This is a genomic window from Streptomyces sp. NPDC018019, assembly GCF_044327805.1.
Classification (GTDB): domain Bacteria; phylum Actinomycetota; class Actinomycetes; order Streptomycetales; family Streptomycetaceae; genus Streptomyces.
The window spans coordinates 68,097-83,898 of the sequence record NZ_JBIRGD010000020.1 but is presented as its reverse complement, the minus strand read 5'-3'; the positions used below and the strand labels follow the sequence as shown (position 1 = coordinate 83,898).

Annotated in this window: 15 protein-coding genes; 2 read left to right on the top strand and 13 right to left on the bottom strand. The window is 73.0% G+C overall.

What is annotated here, in order from left to right:
- The 5 genes from ACH4FX_RS29140 to ACH4FX_RS29120 form a co-directional block, all read right to left on the bottom strand.
- Complete coding sequence (locus ACH4FX_RS29140; RefSeq protein ID WP_398483877.1) at nt 1-615, bottom strand: TetR family transcriptional regulator; 615 nt, start codon at nt 613-615, stop codon at nt 1-3.
- 126 nt (nt 616-741) lie between these two features.
- Nucleotides 742-1,158, bottom strand: a complete 417-nt coding sequence (locus tag ACH4FX_RS29135) for an SRPBCC family protein (protein WP_398483875.1) — start codon at nt 1,156-1,158, stop codon at nt 742-744.
- 241 nt (nt 1,159-1,399) lie between these two features.
- Nucleotides 1,400-2,764 carry a hypothetical protein gene (locus ACH4FX_RS29130; RefSeq protein WP_398483873.1) on the bottom strand — a complete coding sequence of 455 codons (1,365 nt, stop codon included), beginning with the start codon at nt 2,762-2,764 and terminating at the stop codon, nt 1,400-1,402.
- Between the two features lie 473 nt (nt 2,765-3,237).
- Nucleotides 3,238-3,945, bottom strand: a complete 708-nt coding sequence (locus ACH4FX_RS29125) for a ribonuclease H (protein ID WP_398483871.1) — start codon at nt 3,943-3,945, stop codon at nt 3,238-3,240.
- Between the two features lie 112 nt (nt 3,946-4,057).
- Nucleotides 4,058-5,131, bottom strand: coding sequence for an esterase/lipase family protein (locus ACH4FX_RS29120; protein ID WP_398483869.1), 1,074 nt, complete (start codon nt 5,129-5,131; stop codon nt 4,058-4,060).
- Nucleotides 5,132-5,513: 382 nt separating this feature from the next.
- On the opposite strand from ACH4FX_RS29120, the gene ACH4FX_RS29115 reads away from it, so the two are divergent.
- Nucleotides 5,514-6,725, top strand: a complete 1,212-nt coding sequence (locus tag ACH4FX_RS29115) for a helix-turn-helix domain-containing protein (RefSeq protein ID WP_398483867.1) — start codon at nt 5,514-5,516, stop codon at nt 6,723-6,725.
- 97 nt (nt 6,726-6,822) lie between these two features.
- On the opposite strand, the gene ACH4FX_RS29110 is transcribed toward ACH4FX_RS29115, so the two are convergent.
- From ACH4FX_RS29110 to ACH4FX_RS29090, 5 genes are all read right to left on the bottom strand, one after another.
- Nucleotides 6,823-7,155 carry a DUF3140 domain-containing protein gene (locus tag ACH4FX_RS29110; RefSeq protein ID WP_398483865.1) on the bottom strand — a complete coding sequence of 111 codons (333 nt, stop codon included), beginning with the start codon at nt 7,153-7,155 and terminating at the stop codon, nt 6,823-6,825.
- Nucleotides 7,156-7,290: 135 nt separating this feature from the next.
- A complete protein-coding gene (locus ACH4FX_RS29105) occupies nt 7,291-8,271 on the bottom strand; it encodes an endonuclease/exonuclease/phosphatase family protein (RefSeq protein ID WP_398483863.1) in 981 nt (326 codons plus the stop codon).
- Nucleotides 8,268-8,513: a hypothetical protein gene (locus tag ACH4FX_RS29100; protein WP_398483861.1), complete on the bottom strand. Its 246-nt coding sequence runs from the start codon at nt 8,511-8,513 to the stop codon at nt 8,268-8,270. The genes ACH4FX_RS29105 and ACH4FX_RS29100 overlap by 4 nt, the downstream gene beginning before the upstream one ends.
- A gap of 70 nt (nt 8,514-8,583) precedes the next feature.
- Entirely contained in the window at nt 8,584-9,891 is a 1,308-nt protein-coding gene (locus ACH4FX_RS29095; RefSeq protein ID WP_398483860.1) for a nitrate/sulfonate/bicarbonate ABC transporter ATP-binding protein, read from the bottom strand.
- 87 nt (nt 9,892-9,978) lie between these two features.
- Nucleotides 9,979-11,718 carry an ABC transporter permease gene (locus ACH4FX_RS29090; protein WP_398483858.1) on the bottom strand — a complete coding sequence of 580 codons (1,740 nt, stop codon included), beginning with the start codon at nt 11,716-11,718 and terminating at the stop codon, nt 9,979-9,981.
- A 471-nt stretch (nt 11,719-12,189) separates the two neighbouring features.
- Between ACH4FX_RS29090 and ACH4FX_RS29085 the strand changes: the two genes are divergently transcribed.
- Nucleotides 12,190-12,372: a hypothetical protein gene (locus tag ACH4FX_RS29085; RefSeq protein WP_398483856.1), complete on the top strand. Its 183-nt coding sequence runs from the start codon at nt 12,190-12,192 to the stop codon at nt 12,370-12,372.
- A 65-nt stretch (nt 12,373-12,437) separates the two neighbouring features.
- On the opposite strand, the gene ACH4FX_RS29080 is transcribed toward ACH4FX_RS29085, so the two are convergent.
- The 3 genes from ACH4FX_RS29080 to ACH4FX_RS29070 form a co-directional block, all read right to left on the bottom strand.
- On the bottom strand, nt 12,438-13,493 hold the full coding sequence (locus ACH4FX_RS29080) for a chitinase (RefSeq protein ID WP_398483854.1): 1,056 nt from the start codon (nt 13,491-13,493) through the stop codon (nt 12,438-12,440).
- A 211-nt stretch (nt 13,494-13,704) separates the two neighbouring features.
- Entirely contained in the window at nt 13,705-15,018 is a 1,314-nt protein-coding gene (locus tag ACH4FX_RS29075; RefSeq protein ID WP_398483852.1) for an MFS transporter, read from the bottom strand.
- Complete coding sequence (locus ACH4FX_RS29070) at nt 15,015-15,638, bottom strand: helix-turn-helix domain-containing protein (protein ID WP_398483851.1); 624 nt, start codon at nt 15,636-15,638, stop codon at nt 15,015-15,017. The genes ACH4FX_RS29075 and ACH4FX_RS29070 overlap by 4 nt, the downstream gene beginning before the upstream one ends.
- Nucleotides 15,639-15,802 lie beyond the last annotated feature (164 nt).

Sequence of the window (15,802 nt, the reverse complement as noted above, 5' to 3'; positions counted from 1 at the left end):
TCAGCGTCCCTTTCCGTGGGCCTGACCCAGGCCGTGTTCCAGCAGGTCGAAGGCGAGCTCGACGTCCGCGGCCAGACCGCGGCGGGTGTCCTCCAAGGAGGCGCCGCCGGCCAGCCGGTGGAAGAACGTCTCCTGGAGGGTGAGCAGCGACGCGGCGATCTGGGCCGCCATCAGGGGGGCCGCCGCATCCCCGTACTCCTCGGCCAGGACCGCTGCCAGGGCTTGCCGTTGCCGGTAGAGCAGGCCGCCGGCCGCATTGCCGAGCGTGGGGCTGTCGAAGATCACCCGGATACGGGAGACCAGCGTGTCCCGGTCGAGGCCCGCCGTACCGTCGGCGGCGAACGCGCGGTAGTGGGCACGCAGCGCGGCCAGGGCGGACGTGCCGGACGGCCGCCCGGCGACGATACCGGCCAGGTCGTCCTCGCCGACGCCTTGCAGGGCGAGCGACTCCTTGGTGGGGAAGTACGTGAAGAGCGTGGCCTTGGCGACCTCGGCGGCCTCGGCGATCTCGTTGACCGTGACGGCGTCGAAGCCGCGGTCGGCGAACAGCCGCCAGGCCACCGCCGCGATCCGCTGCTTGGTCTGTTCCTTCTTGCGCTCCCGGAGGCCTGTCATGGGGGGACGGTAGCGCAAAAATCATACCGAGTTCAAACCTGAACCTGGTATGAAATGCGGTGCGGCTTTGCCGGGCCACCCGCGGCACCGCGTCCATGACCGGGCGTGGTGCCGTACGCGTACCCGTCAGCCGCTGCCTCCGACGTCGACGCGCAGCCGCACCTGCTCCTCCAGGCGCTCCAGGCTGCGGTCCAGTGCGGCGTTGACCGCCTGCTCGCCCGGGTCGTGGCGGGCCTCGAAGAAGGACAGATGGACCGTCACCTCGCTGGCGCCGCTGCCGATGCCGGACACCTGGAGCCAGCCGGCGTAGCCGCCGGTCTCCCTGGTGCCCCACTCCAGCCGCATCTGATCGGGCTCGGCGCGGAACAGGGCGGGCGCGTCCTCGCCCGTACGGTCCTCGTGCACGGTCACCGCGGGCAGCTCCTCCGCACGGACGTGCAGCTCCTGGGGCAGCCAGCTGTCGAGCTGTCCGACACTGCCCGCCTGGTCGAATACGTGCTCGGGCAGCGCGGGCATCGTACGGGAACGCTCGTATTCGCTCATGCCTGATCCATCCTCGTCATCAGCCGTGCAGGCCCCTTCGGTAACCGTCTGCCCGCGGACGCCGCCGCAAGGCCCGCAACCACCCGTTCGCCGTGCCCGGGTCCGCCCTTCAGCCCTACCGGGGCCACCGGCCCGGCCGGACGCCGGACGCCCTCCGCGCGGCGCACTGATCGCGCGGAGGGCGTCCGGGGAGCGCCGGCCGTCGGACGGGACGGCCGGCGCGGGCCGTGCGGATCGTGCGTCAGTCCTCCCAGCCGTCGGGGAGGGAGACGTTGTAGACGACGCGTCCGTTCAGCTCGGGGTGCGGACGGACGTTCGCGCGGTACGGGGACTCGTTGGAGACCCAGAGCCGTTCGGTGGCGGGCCAGTACGAGAGGTTCTCGGCGGCTGCCGGAGTGCGGCTCCAGACCCGTACCGGGCCGCCGGAGTCGCCCTGGAACAGGCAGTACGGCTCACCGAACCGACGGCGCGCGTCCGGGCACATCGCGGTGAAGTAGAACCGGTTGCCCAGCTGCACGACACCCTGCGGACCGGCCAGCGGCACCCGGTACCCGGCGGTGGCCTGCACCAGGCCGCGGTGGCCGGTGCGCAGGAGGTGGCTGGTCGGGCTGAGCGGCCACCGCACCACACGGGACGTGGGCCTGCTGGTCTCGACGGTCACCAGCGACGGCGAGAGCGACGAACTGTGGTCGATGGAGGCGCCGCTGAAGCAGGGCGTCTCACCCGGACTGCTGCCGCACCCGTTGCGGCCGACGAAGGTGTACTCGCCGACCTGCGGCAGCGCGGCGGCCTGCCAGTTGGCGCTCACCGAGCCGCGGTGCACGCCCACACGCGCCGAGGACCTGTTGGTGGCCCACAGGTGGCGTACGTCGAAGACGCGCAGCCGCTCGCTGCTGTAGAGGAACAGGTAGGGGCCGTACCAGGAAAGGGTGTCGCCGTGGCCCTTCAGCGCCGCGAAACCGCCCCGCTGCGGGGCGACGAGCAGGGCGCTGCGGTAGCGCGGCCGGCCCCGGTCGGTGACGTCCGTGAACGACACCTTCATGAAGTGGTCGATCTGCTTGGCGCCGCGCCAGGGGCGGTTGTCCGGGCTGCGCGGGGCGCTCGGATGGCTGTAGCTGGACGCCCAGCTCGCGGCGACGATGCTGCGCCCCTGCCAGCGGCCGGACCGCGGCTCGGCCTCTCCCGAACCGGTCAGGCCCTGCGGGACGTACGCCCAGCCCAGGTCGTCCGACGAGCCGCGCTGCCAGCAGAAGCCGTCCGCGCCGGGCAGCGGCACCCTGGTCGGGCAGCGCGACAGGTGGACCGCCGGGTGCGCGCGGGTGTCCAGCCAGGAGGTCAGGGACACGGGGCGCAGCTGGCGGTGGCGCCGTTCGAGCGAGAGCACGCGCCCCCGGTCCGAGCCGTCGTAGCGGAGGTGGAACCCCTGGTGGCCGATGGGCGTGATGACCCCCCTGGACCTGCCGCCGGGCATGGCGCTCTGCGGGAGCTGCTCATGCCGGAAGGCCCGCTGCTCACCCTCGTGGGAGTAGCGGGACGAGTCCGCGGCGACCGAAGGTGGCTCCTGTGACGTCGCCGCCGGGGCGCCGACCGTGAGAACGGCGGCCAATGAACCCACGGCGGCCACAAGTGCCGTACACCGAGAAAACTTCAATTCTACCAGCCACTCTTTCCGCAATTCCGCCCCCGGAACGCCGGCGCACCGCACCGCGCCGGTGCGCGGCGACGGGGCAAGTGGCTGGCGGGAGGCGGGAATTGCAGAGTCACGGGGCTCCCCGAATGGCAGCTCCCTGATCACAGGAAGAAAGGATTCCACCACCGGGCCGCCTTGGTGGAGTACGCCGGCGTCAACAGGCTGGTACTTCACTCGGACGAGCTATAGGGAGAGCAGTTGTCGTGCTGCCGAGAGGTTTTCGTATGGCAAATATGATGGGCATTTCATGTGGTGATGGAGTACGGCGGAGTCACGCACTCGGCATGTCCCGTGCCCTCACGCACTCGGCGCGTCCCGTGCGGAACCCCGGCGCGGCATGCCGACGGCGGCGCCCGCGGAAGTCCCGCGCGGCGCCGCCGTCGGTGCTGTTATCCGGCCGTCCCGGCGCCCGCGCACGCGGGGTGCCCCCAGCCGTCCGCGTTCTTCGAGATCGGCTCCCCCTTGCCGTACGCCTGCCCGCAGCGGCACTGGCCGGGGAACCGCGCCGTGATGGTGCCCCGCGGCCGGGTGCCCTTGCTCTGGCGCGCACCGGGGACCCGTGCGGCGCGCGGCTGCCGCGCGGACCCGCCGGACGAGGCGGCGGGCGGCTCCGGCGCCGGCAGCGCGGAGCCCAGGGCGCTGCCGATGGCCTGCTGGGTGCGGGCGGTCTCGCTGGCCGCGCCGTCCGCCGCCGCGTTCAGCGGATCGCCGTCGACCTGGTGCGCCGGTACGTACACGAAGTCCACCTCCCGCCCGGCGAGCAGCTCGTCGATCGCGACGATCAGGTCCCGGTTGGCCACCGGCTTGCCCGCCGCGGTCTTCCAGCCCTTCTTCCGCCAGCCCGGCAGCCAGGTGGTGACCGCCTTCATCGCGTACTGCGAGTCCATCCGCACCTGGAGCGGCGCGGCCGGGTCGGTGGCCGCCAGCAGCTCCCGCAGCGCGGTCAGCTCCGCCACGTTGTTGGTCGCGGTGCCCAGCGGCCCGGCCGCCCAGCGCTCCACGGTGCCCGCGGCGTCCGCGATGACCCATGCCCAGGCCGCGGGCCCGGGGTTTCCTTTCGACGCCCCGTCGCACGCGGCGGTGATCAGTTCTGCCATCCTTCGATACTGCCAGGACTTTCCGCCGCGCCCGACCAGGGCCCCGGCGGGCGTGCGGAGCCCGGTCGGGCGCGCGGCGGCCGGCCGTGCGCCCGACCGGGGCCGTACCGGCTCAGCAGGTGGGGCGCTGGGCGTGGGCCGGGTCGAGGGCGTTCAGGACGAGACGGGTCGCCGTCCGGTCGTAGGTGATGTTGATGTGGGCGGTGGTGTTGATGAGGCAGTGGCTCTGGATGGTCTCGTTGCTGACGTTGCGGGCCGGTGCCAGGAACGCCGAGGTGTACGGGGTCACCACCTCGTCGTACCAGGTGGAGACCACGGTGTAGTCGACGGCCGGGTCGGTCTCGCCGCCCGCGTTCAGCTCCTTCAGGAAGCGCGAGCCGACGATCTGCTGCTCGCAGGCGGGACAGGCCGCGCCGACCACCACGTCGGCGCCGGGGATGAGGCGGGCCAGCAGGCCGAGGCCGATGAGCGAGGTGCCGTGGTTGGACGGGACGAGCGCGACGAGCTTGTCGACCTTGGCGGCTCCGCCGAGGTTCTTGATGTAGTGCCGCGGCATCATGCCGCCCTGTGAGTGCCCGACGATGTCGACCTTGTCCGCGCCGGTCGCCGCCCGCACCCGGTCGACGAAGGCGGCGAGCTGCCCGGCCGACTTCGCGATGTCGCCGGTGCCCAGGACGGGTCCCTGGCTGCCCCCGTAGTTGAGGGCGAAGACGCAGTAGCCGGCGTCCTTGAGCTTGGGGGAGAGGGCGGCCCAGTTGGCGTACCGGTTCTCCAGGGTGCCGTGGACGAGGACGACCGGGCGGGGGTGGGCCGGGCCCGGCCTGCACGACCAGTCGTTCGCGCCGGTGGGCTGGACGGTGGGCTTGCCGACCGAGTAGAGGAAGGCGGACAGGAAGTCGTTCTGCGGCGGTCCGACGGGGTCGGCGGTGGTGGCGTTGGACCGGGTGGCGGTGGCGGCAGTGCCCGGCCTTGCGGCGGCCGGGGCGTACGGAGCGGTCTCCGACTGGACGGCGGCCGTGCGTGCGGCCGGTGCTTGGGCGGTCGCCGTCCGGGGGGCCGCCTCGCGGGCGGCGGCCGGCGCCGCGGTCGTGCCGGCCAGCCCCAGACCGGCCGCCACCGCCAGACCGGTCAGCGTGGTGAGCGGCCGGCGCGGGCGTCTTGTGCGCATGGTCCCGTTGCTGCGCATCAGGTGTTCTCCTCTTGCCGTGGTTCGGTACGGACACAAGAAGGGCGGACGTCGGCACCGAACCGCCGTTCCGGAGCCGCCTGTTGCGTGGCGGGGTCCGGGGGGCTACCGGCGCGTAACGTCGGGACCACGTTCGCGCCGTGCGGGCGGCCGCACCAGCGAATGCGGGCAGGCAGCGGGAAATGTGTCACGTGCGTGACACTTCCGCGGGCCGCCGGGTCAGCCGTCGCAGCCCCCGGCGGCGGTCTGAGGCGGCGCCGCGGCGGGCGGACCGCGGGTGCCCTGGCGTGCGCGGAGGCTGGACCGGCGGGGCCCGAAGGGGGCACGATCCCGGCCCGGGGACACGAGCGTCCCGTTGCCCACGGTCCGGAGGAGACCCGCGATGCAGCACCCGCCCGGTGATACGTTCGCGCGCGGCCCGTGGCACGAACTGCCGTCGTCCTTCGGCTCGTTGCTGCGTCCGCGGATCGATGCCATAGCTGCCGACATGGTCGAGGCGATCCGCCAGGAGGTGCCCGCCTACCGCCGCCCCCTCGACTCCTCCATGGGACGCGACCTGGTCGACTCGGTGTGCCGCGCGCTGCGTCAGTTCGCGGAGCTGACGGAGGCGCCGGAAAGCGCACAGGACCACCACGTACGGCACTTCCGGCACCTGGGGCGCGTCGAATTCCTCAACGGACGCACCACGGACGGCATCCAGGCCGCCTTCCGTGTGGGCGCGCGGGTCGGCAGCCGCCGCTACGCGGAGATCGCCCGTACGGCTTCGCTGCCCACCGAGATCGTGCTGCCGCTGCACGAAGCCGTGCTGACGCACATCAACGCCCTGTCCAACGAGGCGGTCAGGGGGTTCGTCGCCGCCCAGGCCCGCGCGGAGGGCGAAGCGCAGCGCAGCCGCCGCGCCCTGGCGCAAGCACTGCTGGAGCAGCCGCGCGGCACACCCCGCGAACCGCTCGAAGCCCTCGCCGCACGAGCCCGCTGGCCGCTGCCCGGCAAGGTCGCCTGCCTCGTCGTACGGGGTGCGGCGGGCAGCCGGTTCACGGTGCCGGGGGCGGAGCGCGACGCCCTGACGCTGTCGCGCGGAGCGGACCTCGTGGTGATCCTTCCCGCCTCGGGCGACGGCGGTCCGGCCGGGATCGACGACGTACGGAGCGCGGTCCGCGGCCGGACCGCGGCGCTCGGCCCGGCCGTCGCGCCGCACGACGCCTGGGTGTCGCTCGTGTGTGTCCGACTGGCGCTGAACCACCACCGGGACACGGGCGCGCCGGAGGGAGGCCTGCTGCTGGTCGGCGACCGGCTGGCCGACGTGCACCTGCTCGGCGGCGCGCACATCGGGCGCCTGCTGGGGGACCGCGCGCTCGGCGCGCTCGACGGACTGCCCGCGGGCCGGGCGGTCCGGCTGGCGGAAACGCTCGACGCCCTGCTCATGTCATGGGGCCGTACCGCCCCCGAGGTCGCCCAGGCCCTGAACATCCACCCCCAGACGGCCCGCAGACGCCTGCGCCACCTGGAAACCCTCTTCGACGGGCGACTGGCCGACCCGGAATTCCGCTTCGCGGCACTGCTGGCGTTGCGGACGCGGGCGCTGGGGAGGTGAGGGGCGGCTCAGGGGCTGCCCGATGCGGCCGACCGGCCACGGCAGGGCCGGGAAACAGACGGACCGCACGCCCGGTCCAGGGCATGCGGTCCGGTGGTCACTCCGGCTTGAGGGGGTCGTGGCCGATGTCCATCAGGCCGTGGCGCCAGTCGGTGCCGCCGGCCTTGCCGTCCGTGCCGGCCGGCCGCTGGCTGCGGATGATCTCGACGACCCGGCGCATGGCCGCCGCGTCGTTCTCGGTGAGGTCGGTGCGGCGCTTGCCGAGGATCTCCAGGACCTGCCGGCCGAGGGGCCGCCCGGCCCGGTCGGGGACCTCCTCGCTGTTCTCCCCCGCGGCCTCGACGCTCAGCCACTCCTGCAGCTCACGTGAGGTCATGTTGACGGCCTTGTGGAACTCGTCCCACAGCTCGTCGCCGACCTGCGCTGTCATGGACGCCTCCTGGAGATCGTTCTGGACGTACGCAGACTGGGTGTCCACCGGCCCGCCCGGACAAACCCGGCGATCGGCCGTTCCGGTACGTCGGGACGCGCCGGACGGTGCCGTACGCCGTACCGCCACGGCGGCTCACGTGGTGTGCGCGCCGCCGGACCCGCGCAGCCCCGTCAGCACCGGCCGGTGATCGCTGCCGAGGTGGTCCGGCAGCACGGCGGACCCGGTGGCCCGCAGGCCGCGCAGCAGCACATGGTCGATGCGGACGAGCGGGAACGCCGCGGGCCAGGTGAACCCGGGGCCGCGCCCGGCCTCCTGCTGGGCGGCGGTCAGCTGCCGGGCCAGCGGGGCCAGGCCCCGGTCGCGCAGGCTGCCGTTGAGGTCGCCGAGCAGCACCACACGGGCCGCCCGGTCCCCGCGCACCCGGTCGGCCAGCTCGGCCGCGCTGCGGTCGCGCGCCTCTATGGTGAAGCCCGCGTCGGCACGCACCCGTACGGACGGCAGGCGCACGGCGTAGAAGGCGGTGTCGCCGCCCGGGGTGCCGACGAGCGCCCGTACGGCGTGCGGCCAGGCGCCGCCCAGGTCCAGGCTCGCCGACCCGCGCACCGGGTAACGGGACCACAGGCCGAGGGTGTTGGCCGTCACATGGTGGGGGTAGGCCGCGCTCAGCGCCCGTTCGTAGGCGGGCATCGCCGACGCGGGCACCTTCTCCAGCGCCACCACGTCGGCGCCCGTGCCGATCACCTGCCGGGCGACCTCGGCGGGGGAGGTGCGCTCGCCACCGACGTTGAACGTCAGGACGTGGAAGTCGGACCGCGCACCGTCCCCGCCCGGGAGGTAGCCGGGCAGGAACAGCACGGCCCACACCACCGTGGGCACCAGCGCGGCGGCCGTCCCCACCACGGAGCGGCGCAGCACCGCCCACCCCAGCAGCACCGGCACGGCGGCGCCGAACCAGGGCAGCGCGGTCTCGGCCAGGCTCCCGAGGTGGCCCGGTCTGTCGGGCAGCAGCCCGGGGAAGGCCAGCAGCACGGCGAGCAGGAGCGCGGGCACGGCGATACGGAGTCCGGGACGCCGCGCGCCACGGGCGGCGGCGCCCCGGGCGGACGACCTCACCGCGCCCGGCCTTCCTCCGTACGGCGCGACAGACAGCGCCACCCCGCGACGGCGAAGCCCACCGCCGTGCAGGCGGCCCCGAGCAGCCCCGCGCAGATCAGCCGGGTGGCGCCCGGCGGGGACAGGGCGACGGCGGTCACCATCAGCGCCGGCAGCACGGTCACGGCGAGGAGGGCGCGGAGGCCCCCGGCCGTGCCCGGGACGGACTGGGGCGGGCTCGGTACGGACTGGTGCGGCTTCACGGTGATCCTCCTCGGGACGTACCGGGTGGCGCGGTGCGGAATCGCTTCGCCGGGTCCGGCTGCTCGGCTGCTAGGCGGCGTCCGTGCGGCGGTGCTCGGCGGGGAGCAGCAGCACGCGGTCGTCGGCGTCGTACTCGTACAGCTCGGCGTAGCGGCCCCAGGTGACCGCGGTGGCCAGCTGCTGGTGCGCAGCGCGCTCCGAGGCGGCGCCGCAGAGCCGGCCGATCAGATACGGCTCGCGCAGCCGGCCGCTGTCGGAGGCCAGCAGGAGCGTGCGGATGGTGGCGACGAGCGGCACGTTGGCGAGCGCGGCGGCGGCGAACAGGTGCTTGCGCGGGAGGATGTCGGCGCGCGCGAACCCGCGGCCGGTGACCGTCAGGTGCAGCCGGTTGCCGGCGACCCTGGCGTAGCCGAGCAGCTGGGCCGCCTCGACCACCGGCATCAGATCGTCGACCTCGTACGACAGCGCGTCGGCCAGCGCGGCCAGGTCCACCGCCCCGCCCCGGAGATCCAGGACCTCCAGGAGCCCGGTGAGCGCTTCCACGGTGGCGTCCGGGAGCGGCTCGGCGGCCCGCAGCGGGTCCTGCCCGGGGCCGGCCGGGGACGCCGTGCGCCGGCCGGTCAGCGCTTCGTAGGCGTCCTCGACCAGCGTCTGGAAGCCCTGGTCACGGCGGTCGCGGGGCTGCGGCAGGGCGACCCGCAGCTCGGCCTTGATACGGCCGGGGTGGGTGTCGAGCACCAGGATGCGGTCGGCGAGCTGGACGGCCTCCTCAATGGAGTGGGTGACCAGCAGGACGGTGCGGGTGGGGGAGTCGGGGTGGGCGAGCAGTTCCAGGAGCTCGTTGCGGAGGGTCTGCGCGGTCAGCACGTCCAGGGCGGAGAACGGCTCGTCCATCAGGAGCACGTCCGGCTCCACGACCAGGGCGCGGGCGAAGCCCACCCGCTGCCGCATACCGCCGGACAGCTCCCTGGGGTAGGCGTTCTCGAAGCCGTCCAGGCCGACCATGTCGATGGCGCGCAGCGCCCGGCCGCGCCGCTCGACGGCGTGCACGCCGCGGGCCTGGAGGCCGAGTTCGACGTTCTGCTGCACGGTCAGCCACGGCATCAGGGCGAAGGACTGGAACAGCATCGCGGTACCGGGGTTGGGGCCGGTGACCGGCTTCCCCCGGTAGTGCACGGTGCCGCCGGAGGGCGCCAGCAGACCGGCGACGTGCCGCAGCAGCGTGGACTTGCCCGAGCCGGACTTGCCGAGCAGCGCGACCACTTGGCCCTCGTGGAGGTCGAAGGTGACGTCGTCGAGGACCGGCAGGACGCCGCCGGAGGGGCCGGGGAACTCCTTGCGGAGGTTGCGTACGCTGATGACGGGCGTGGTGTTCATGACATGACTCCGAGGTGTCGGCGGCCCGGGGGCGCGAAGGTCCGGGTCCGGGCCGGGGGAGTGGAAGAGGGGCGGCCCGCGCGGCGGCTACAGGGCGCAGCGCCGCACCGCGAAGCGGTACAGCCGCCGCCAGAACAGCCGGTTGATGACGACGACGTAGACGCTCATCAGGACGGCCCCGAGGAAGTTGCGGGCGAAGTCGCCGTCGGCGGTGGCCTGCTGGATGTACGCGCCGATGCCGACCGCGGTGAGGGTGGTGCTGCCGTAGGTGACGATCTCGGCCTGGATCGAGGCGTTCCAGGCGCCGCCGGACGCGGTCAGCGCCCCGGTGACGTACGAGGGGAAGACCGCCGGCAGGATCAGCTTCGTCCAGCGCAGCCGGCCGCGCAGCCCCAGGTCGGCGGCGGCCTCGCGCAGGTCGCCGGGGATGGCGCTGGCCCCCGCGATGACGTTGAACAGCACGTACCACTGGGCGCCGAGCGCCATCAGCACGATGCAGCCCCAGTTCAGCGAGATGCCGGAGGCGCCCAGCACGATGACGACGAGCGGGAAGACGAAGTTCGACGGGAAGGACGCCAGCACCTGCACGACCGGCTGGGCGATCCGGTTGACCTTCGGGTGCATTCCGATCCACGCGCCGACCGGCACCCACACCACGGTCGAGAAGGCGACCAGCAGCAGTACCCGGCCGTACGTGATCAGCGCGAGCAGTGCGTCGTGGCCGATCTCGGGGAGTGGCACGTGGGCCAGGACGTAGGAGCCGGCCTGCCAGGCGATGGCCGCGACGGCCAGCGCGCAGAGCACGGAGAAGGCGAGGTCGGCCCGCTTGCGCCGGGCCTCGTCGGACTCCGTGCGGAGCCGCCCGCCGCAGGTGCCCAGCACCCGCATCGCACGGTCCAGCCGCTCGCCGGCCGGGCGCAGGGCGCGCCCCAGGCGGCCGAGCAGGGTGGAGCGGCGCAGCAGCTCCAGGAACCGGCTGCGCGGCTGCTCGGCGATCTCGCAGTCCTCGGTGCGGAACCGCTCGGCCCACGCGGTCACCGGCCGCCAGAAGAAGAAGTTGACCGACACCACCATCGCGACCATGACGACGATGGCCAGGGCCACCCGGGAGCCCTCCCCGTCGGTCAGCGCCTGGGCCACGTACGAGCCCATGCCCGGCAGGGCGTTGTCCCGGCCGTTGACGCTGATCGTCTCGGAGGCGCTGAGCGCGAACCAGGCGGCGCCGAAGCTGATCATGCCGTTCCAGACCTGGGCGATCATGCCGCTGGGCACGTCCAGCTTCCAGAACCGCTGCCAGCGGGTCAGCCCCATCAGCCGGGCCGCCTCGTCCAGCTCCTTGGGCTGGGTGCTCAGCGACTGGTAGAAGGCCAGGGCCATGTTCCACACCAGCGCGGTGAAGACGGCGAAGACCGACGCGCATTCCAGGCCCAGCGTGGAGTGCGGGAACAGGGCGACGAAGCCGGTGACGGTGATGCTGAGGAAGGTCAGGACCGGCACGGACTGCAGGATGTCGATCGCCGGGACGATCACCTTGGCGGCCCGCCGGGACCGGGCGGCCCACGTCCCGAACACGAAGGTGAACAGCACCGCGGGCACCAGCCCGGCGAACATCCGCAGCACGGAACGCGCCGCGTAGTACGGCAGGTGCCGCGGATCGGTGGAGACGGCCGGCGGATTTCCGGGGTCGAAAGGCCGGTCGGCGGTGGCACCGACGCGGATCACGAGATAGAGGAGAGCGAGGACGCCGCAGAGGATCAGTACGTCCACGGGGCGCAGGCGGGCGGCGCGGAGTGCGCCGCCGGCCGGGAACCGGCGGAATTTCGGCATGGGAGTACCCGTAAGAATTCGTGCGGGCGGGCCGGCGCGGTGGCGAGGCGGCCGCCACGGGGCAGCACTGCCCGGCAGGGAGGCGCTGCGGGCCCTCCGGCCCGGTCAGCGGGAACGACGGCGAGCGGGACTGGGAGGATCGCCGTGACGCACAACGACCACCTCCTCGAATTCTTCGGCACGGGAATGCTGCGGCCGCGTTCGGCCGGCACCGAAAAGGATGATGGCACGCAATGCGTGACGCGGTCAAAATTCCCGGGAATTCCTGACGGATCTGAAAGCGACTTCAGAATTCACGACGGAGGGCGGGCGGGTACGGGGCCGGCCGGAAATCCGCATTTCCTGAGAACGCCTTCAGGATTTCCTGAAAGCGCCTTCAGGAATGAGCCGCGCGGGGTCGGCTCCGGCGGGCCGCGGCCGGCCGGGCCCCGGGGTGACCGCCTCTTCCGGGGTGATGGGACAATGGCGGTGATGATTAAGGAAGACCACCGCAGCGAGAACCAGACCGACCCGGCCGTGCCCGAGGACGACGAGGCCGGCGCCGTACGGCAGCAGGCCCGGCTGACCCTGGCCGGCCAGGCCCGCGACGCCGACGAGCTGAAGATGCTCCTGGAGATGCTGGGCCTGCACCCCTCCCAGGAGGGCGAGAGCTGAGTCGTACGCGGGCGGGCCCGGACACCTGCCGGACCCGCCCGCGTACCGGTTCGGAGGTGCGGTGATCAGCGCCCCTGCAACGCCTTGACGTTGTTCCCGAACGACCACGCCTTCGAGCCGTCCCAGTTGACCGACCAGGTCATCAGGCCCTTCAGCCCGCCGCGGTAGGTGTTCCACGCCTGGCCCACCAGGCCCGGCGACATGTACCCGCCGCCCGCGCCCGGCTGCGCCGGCAGACCCGGTACCTGCTTGTCGTAGGGCACCTTGATGGTCGTGCCCTGGATCACCAGCCCCTTGTTCAGGCAGTCCGTCTGCGCCGTGAAGCCCTGGACGGTGCCCGCGGAGTACGCGTCGCCCGAGCAGCCGTACATACTCCCGTTGTAGTACTGCATGTTGAGCCACCAGAGGCGGCCGTTGTCCGCGTACTTCTTCACGATCGGCAGGTACGCGCCCCAGATCGAGCCGTAGGTCACGCTGCCGCCGGTGACGTACGCCGTCTCCGGCGCCATCGTCAGGCCGAAGTTCGACGGCATCCTGGCGAGCACCCCGTCGATGATGCGGATCAGGTTGGCCTGCGAGGCCGACAGGGTGTTGATGCTGCCGCTGCCGGTGAGCCCGGTCTCGATGTCGATGTCGATGCCGTCGAAGTTGTACTTCTTCAGGATCGGCACCACGGTCTCGACGAACCGGTCGGCGACCTTGCCGGAACCGAGGTCGATGCCCGCCGCCGCGCCGCCGATGGACATCAGGATCGTCTGGCCCGCCGCCTTCGCCTCGCACATCTCGGCCGGCGTCGCGACCTTCACCGTCGCGTCCATGCCGTCCTCCCACAGGACCGTGCCGTCGGAGCGGATGACGGGGAAGGCGGCGTTGATCACGTTGTAGCCGTGCTGGCGGATGCGGGGGTCGGTGATCGGCGTCCAGCCGAACGGCGGGTGGACGCCGTTGGCGGCGCCGTCCCAGTTCTCCCAGTAGCCCTGGAGCACCTTGCCCCCGGGTCTGGACTTGACCGGGCAGGTGGTGTCCCGGGGCGCGGCGTGCGGCGCCGCGGCGGCCGGCAATTGGGCGGCGCAGACCATCGCCAGACCGATCCCGAGCAGGCGGAACGCCCGACCGAACATGATGTGCTCCTTTCCGGCCGTGGCCGGCGGTGACTGAGGAGGGGGCCCAGTGGAGCGTGGGTGGGGGAGGCACGGGGGCGCGGGGGCGGACGGCGGCGTGCGGGTGGTGGCCGGAACCCGTGCGCCGCGCTGCCCGAACCGTAGGGTGACCCACCGGGGCCGTCAATAGGTCTGGACCAAGTCGGTACGGGGTGGGTGTGCCGCCCGTACATCACGCGTGGGGCAGCGCCGGTTCCCCGCCGCCACCGGCCGGCGACGCGTCGTCCGGGTGTGGTCGACTCGATGCCGGCAGGTCACGGACGCGCCGGAGCGGTGAGCAGAGCAGGAGCACGGCGGCGAGCGGAATCCCCGCCGTGGTGATCCACAGGGCCGTGCGCGGGCCGAGCGCGGAACCGAGCGCGCCGCCGAGCAGCGAGCCGAGCGGGATCGTGCCGTAGCCGAGGAAGGCCGTGCCCGCGGTGACCCGGCCGAGCAGGTGCGGCGGACAGTACCGCTGCTGGAAGCCCGCCTTGAGCACGTTCCCGGCCACCACGCCCGCGGCGACGCAGCAGCCGCCGGCCATGAAGAACACCACCCCGGCACCGTCCGTGGTCAGCGGGATGAGCAGCGCGAACAGGGCGAGGCCGAACTCGAACAGCAGCGTCGCCCGGGCCGTCCCCACCCGCGCGGCGACCCGGCGGGCGGCGAAGGCGCCGAGCACGCCCCCGGCGCCGGTCGCGGCGGCCAGCCCACCGACCATGCCGGGCGACAGGCCGACGTCCCGGACGAGGAAGACCACCTGGATCGACTGGTAACCCATCAGGGCCAGGTTGGAGGCGGCGCCGAACAGTGTGAGCGTACGCAGCCAGGGATCACCGGCGATCAGCCGCAGCCCCGCACCCACCTCACCGAACAGCGCGCCGGAATGCCGCTCGGACCAGTCGACGCGAGGCTCGCGATGCCGGATGCCCGTCAGGCACAGCACGGAGACGAGGAACGTCGCGGCGTTGGCGAACATCCCGTTCACCGCCCCCACCGCCTGCGCGATCAGACCGCCGGAGCCGAGCCCGGCGAGCTGCGCGGCCGACGCGCTGCCGTGCAGCTTGGCGTTGCCCTCGGCCTGGTCGTCGGGGGCCAGGATGCTGGGCAGGTAGGCGGTGTAGGCGGTCTGGAAGAACACCGCCGCCGTGCCCGTCAGCAGGGCGACGGCCAGCAGCAGACCCGTACTGAGCAGGCCGCACCACGCCGCGACCGGCACGGCCGCGAACAGAACGCAGGAGACCGCGGCGGCGGCGACCATGACCGGACGGCGCCGCAGCCGGTCCACCCAGGCGCCCACCGGGAGGCCGATGACCAGCCACGGCAGCCACGCGGCGGCGCTCAGCAGCCCCACCTCGAACGTCCCCGCGTGCAGCGTGGATACGGCGATCAGCGGCATCGCCACCCCGGTGACCGACGCGCCGAACTTGCCGGCGGTCTCGCCGCACCACAGCAGCCGGAAGTCGCGGTGCCGCCGCAGCAGGCCACCGCGTATCCGACCGGTCACGTCTCGCCGCGCTCTCTGCGCGGGAAGGACTGGAGCTGGACGACGACGGGCAGCGCGTCCGGTGCCGCCGCGGCGTCCGGAGGCGGGGTGTGACGGGCGATGACGTCGAACAATTCCGCGTTCAGCGCCGCCAGTTGCTCCGGCGTCAGCCGGAGCCCGGGCCAGTCCGCGACCGTACCGGCGCGCCGCCAGGTGTCGTCCCAGTCCTCGTTCACATAGTCCGTGACGCGGTTGAAGTGCAGCCGCACCAGTTCGTGCAGATAGACCGAGAGCGGGCCCCGGCTGCCGGGGTCGTCCCGGAAATCGGCGGTGTACAGGTCGTTGTCCGCCTCGGTCCGCCGCCACCAGCGCTCGCGTCTGGTGCCGCGTCCGGTCTCCTCCTCGATGAAGCCGTGCTCGGCGAGGTGGCGCAGGTGCCAGCTGATGGTGCCGGTGTTCTCGCCGAGGCGGGCGGTGAGGCGGGTGGCGGTGGCCGGCCCGTCGAGGGTGAGCAGTTCGAGGATGCGCATCCGCAGCGGGTGCGCCAGTCCGCGCAGGCCGCGGGCGTCGAGACGGCGGGAAGGGCGGCCTCCGGGGGCGTGGTGAGCGGGGGTTGGGGTCTGTTCCGGGTCATCGGCCATGGCGGCAGCGTAAGTTGCAGAGGACTGTTTGCATAGTGTCCTCTGCATGGCAATCTCTGCAGAGAAGACTCTGCCAATGGTGTCCGTCGCCATGGTCACCGGCCAACCGGCCGGTGACCATGGCGCGTTGCGTTCGGTGTTCCGGTGCCGGTTGTTCTGTTCCT

Coding starts and splice junctions, on each gene's coding strand:
- ACH4FX_RS29140 (WP_398483877.1), bottom strand. CDS start 615: ATGACAGGCCTCCGGGAGCGCAAGAAGGAACAGACCAAGCAGCGGATC.
- ACH4FX_RS29135 (WP_398483875.1), bottom strand. CDS start 1,158: ATGAGCGAATACGAGCGTTCCCGTACGATGCCCGCGCTGCCCGAGCAC.
- ACH4FX_RS29125 (WP_398483871.1), bottom strand. CDS start 3,945: ATGGCAGAACTGATCACCGCCGCGTGCGACGGGGCGTCGAAAGGAAAC.
- ACH4FX_RS29120 (WP_398483869.1), bottom strand. CDS start 5,131: ATGCGCAGCAACGGGACCATGCGCACAAGACGCCCGCGCCGGCCGCTC.
- ACH4FX_RS29115 (WP_398483867.1), top strand. CDS start 5,514: ATGCAGCACCCGCCCGGTGATACGTTCGCGCGCGGCCCGTGGCACGAA.
- ACH4FX_RS29110 (WP_398483865.1), bottom strand. CDS start 7,155: ATGACAGCGCAGGTCGGCGACGAGCTGTGGGACGAGTTCCACAAGGCC.
- ACH4FX_RS29095 (WP_398483860.1), bottom strand. CDS start 9,891: ATGAACACCACGCCCGTCATCAGCGTACGCAACCTCCGCAAGGAGTTC.
- ACH4FX_RS29090 (WP_398483858.1), bottom strand. CDS start 11,718: ATGCCGAAATTCCGCCGGTTCCCGGCCGGCGGCGCACTCCGCGCCGCC.
- ACH4FX_RS29085 (WP_398483856.1), top strand. CDS start 12,190: ATGATTAAGGAAGACCACCGCAGCGAGAACCAGACCGACCCGGCCGTG.
- ACH4FX_RS29080 (WP_398483854.1), bottom strand. CDS start 13,493: ATGTTCGGTCGGGCGTTCCGCCTGCTCGGGATCGGTCTGGCGATGGTC.
- ACH4FX_RS29070 (WP_398483851.1), bottom strand. CDS start 15,638: ATGGCCGATGACCCGGAACAGACCCCAACCCCCGCTCACCACGCCCCC.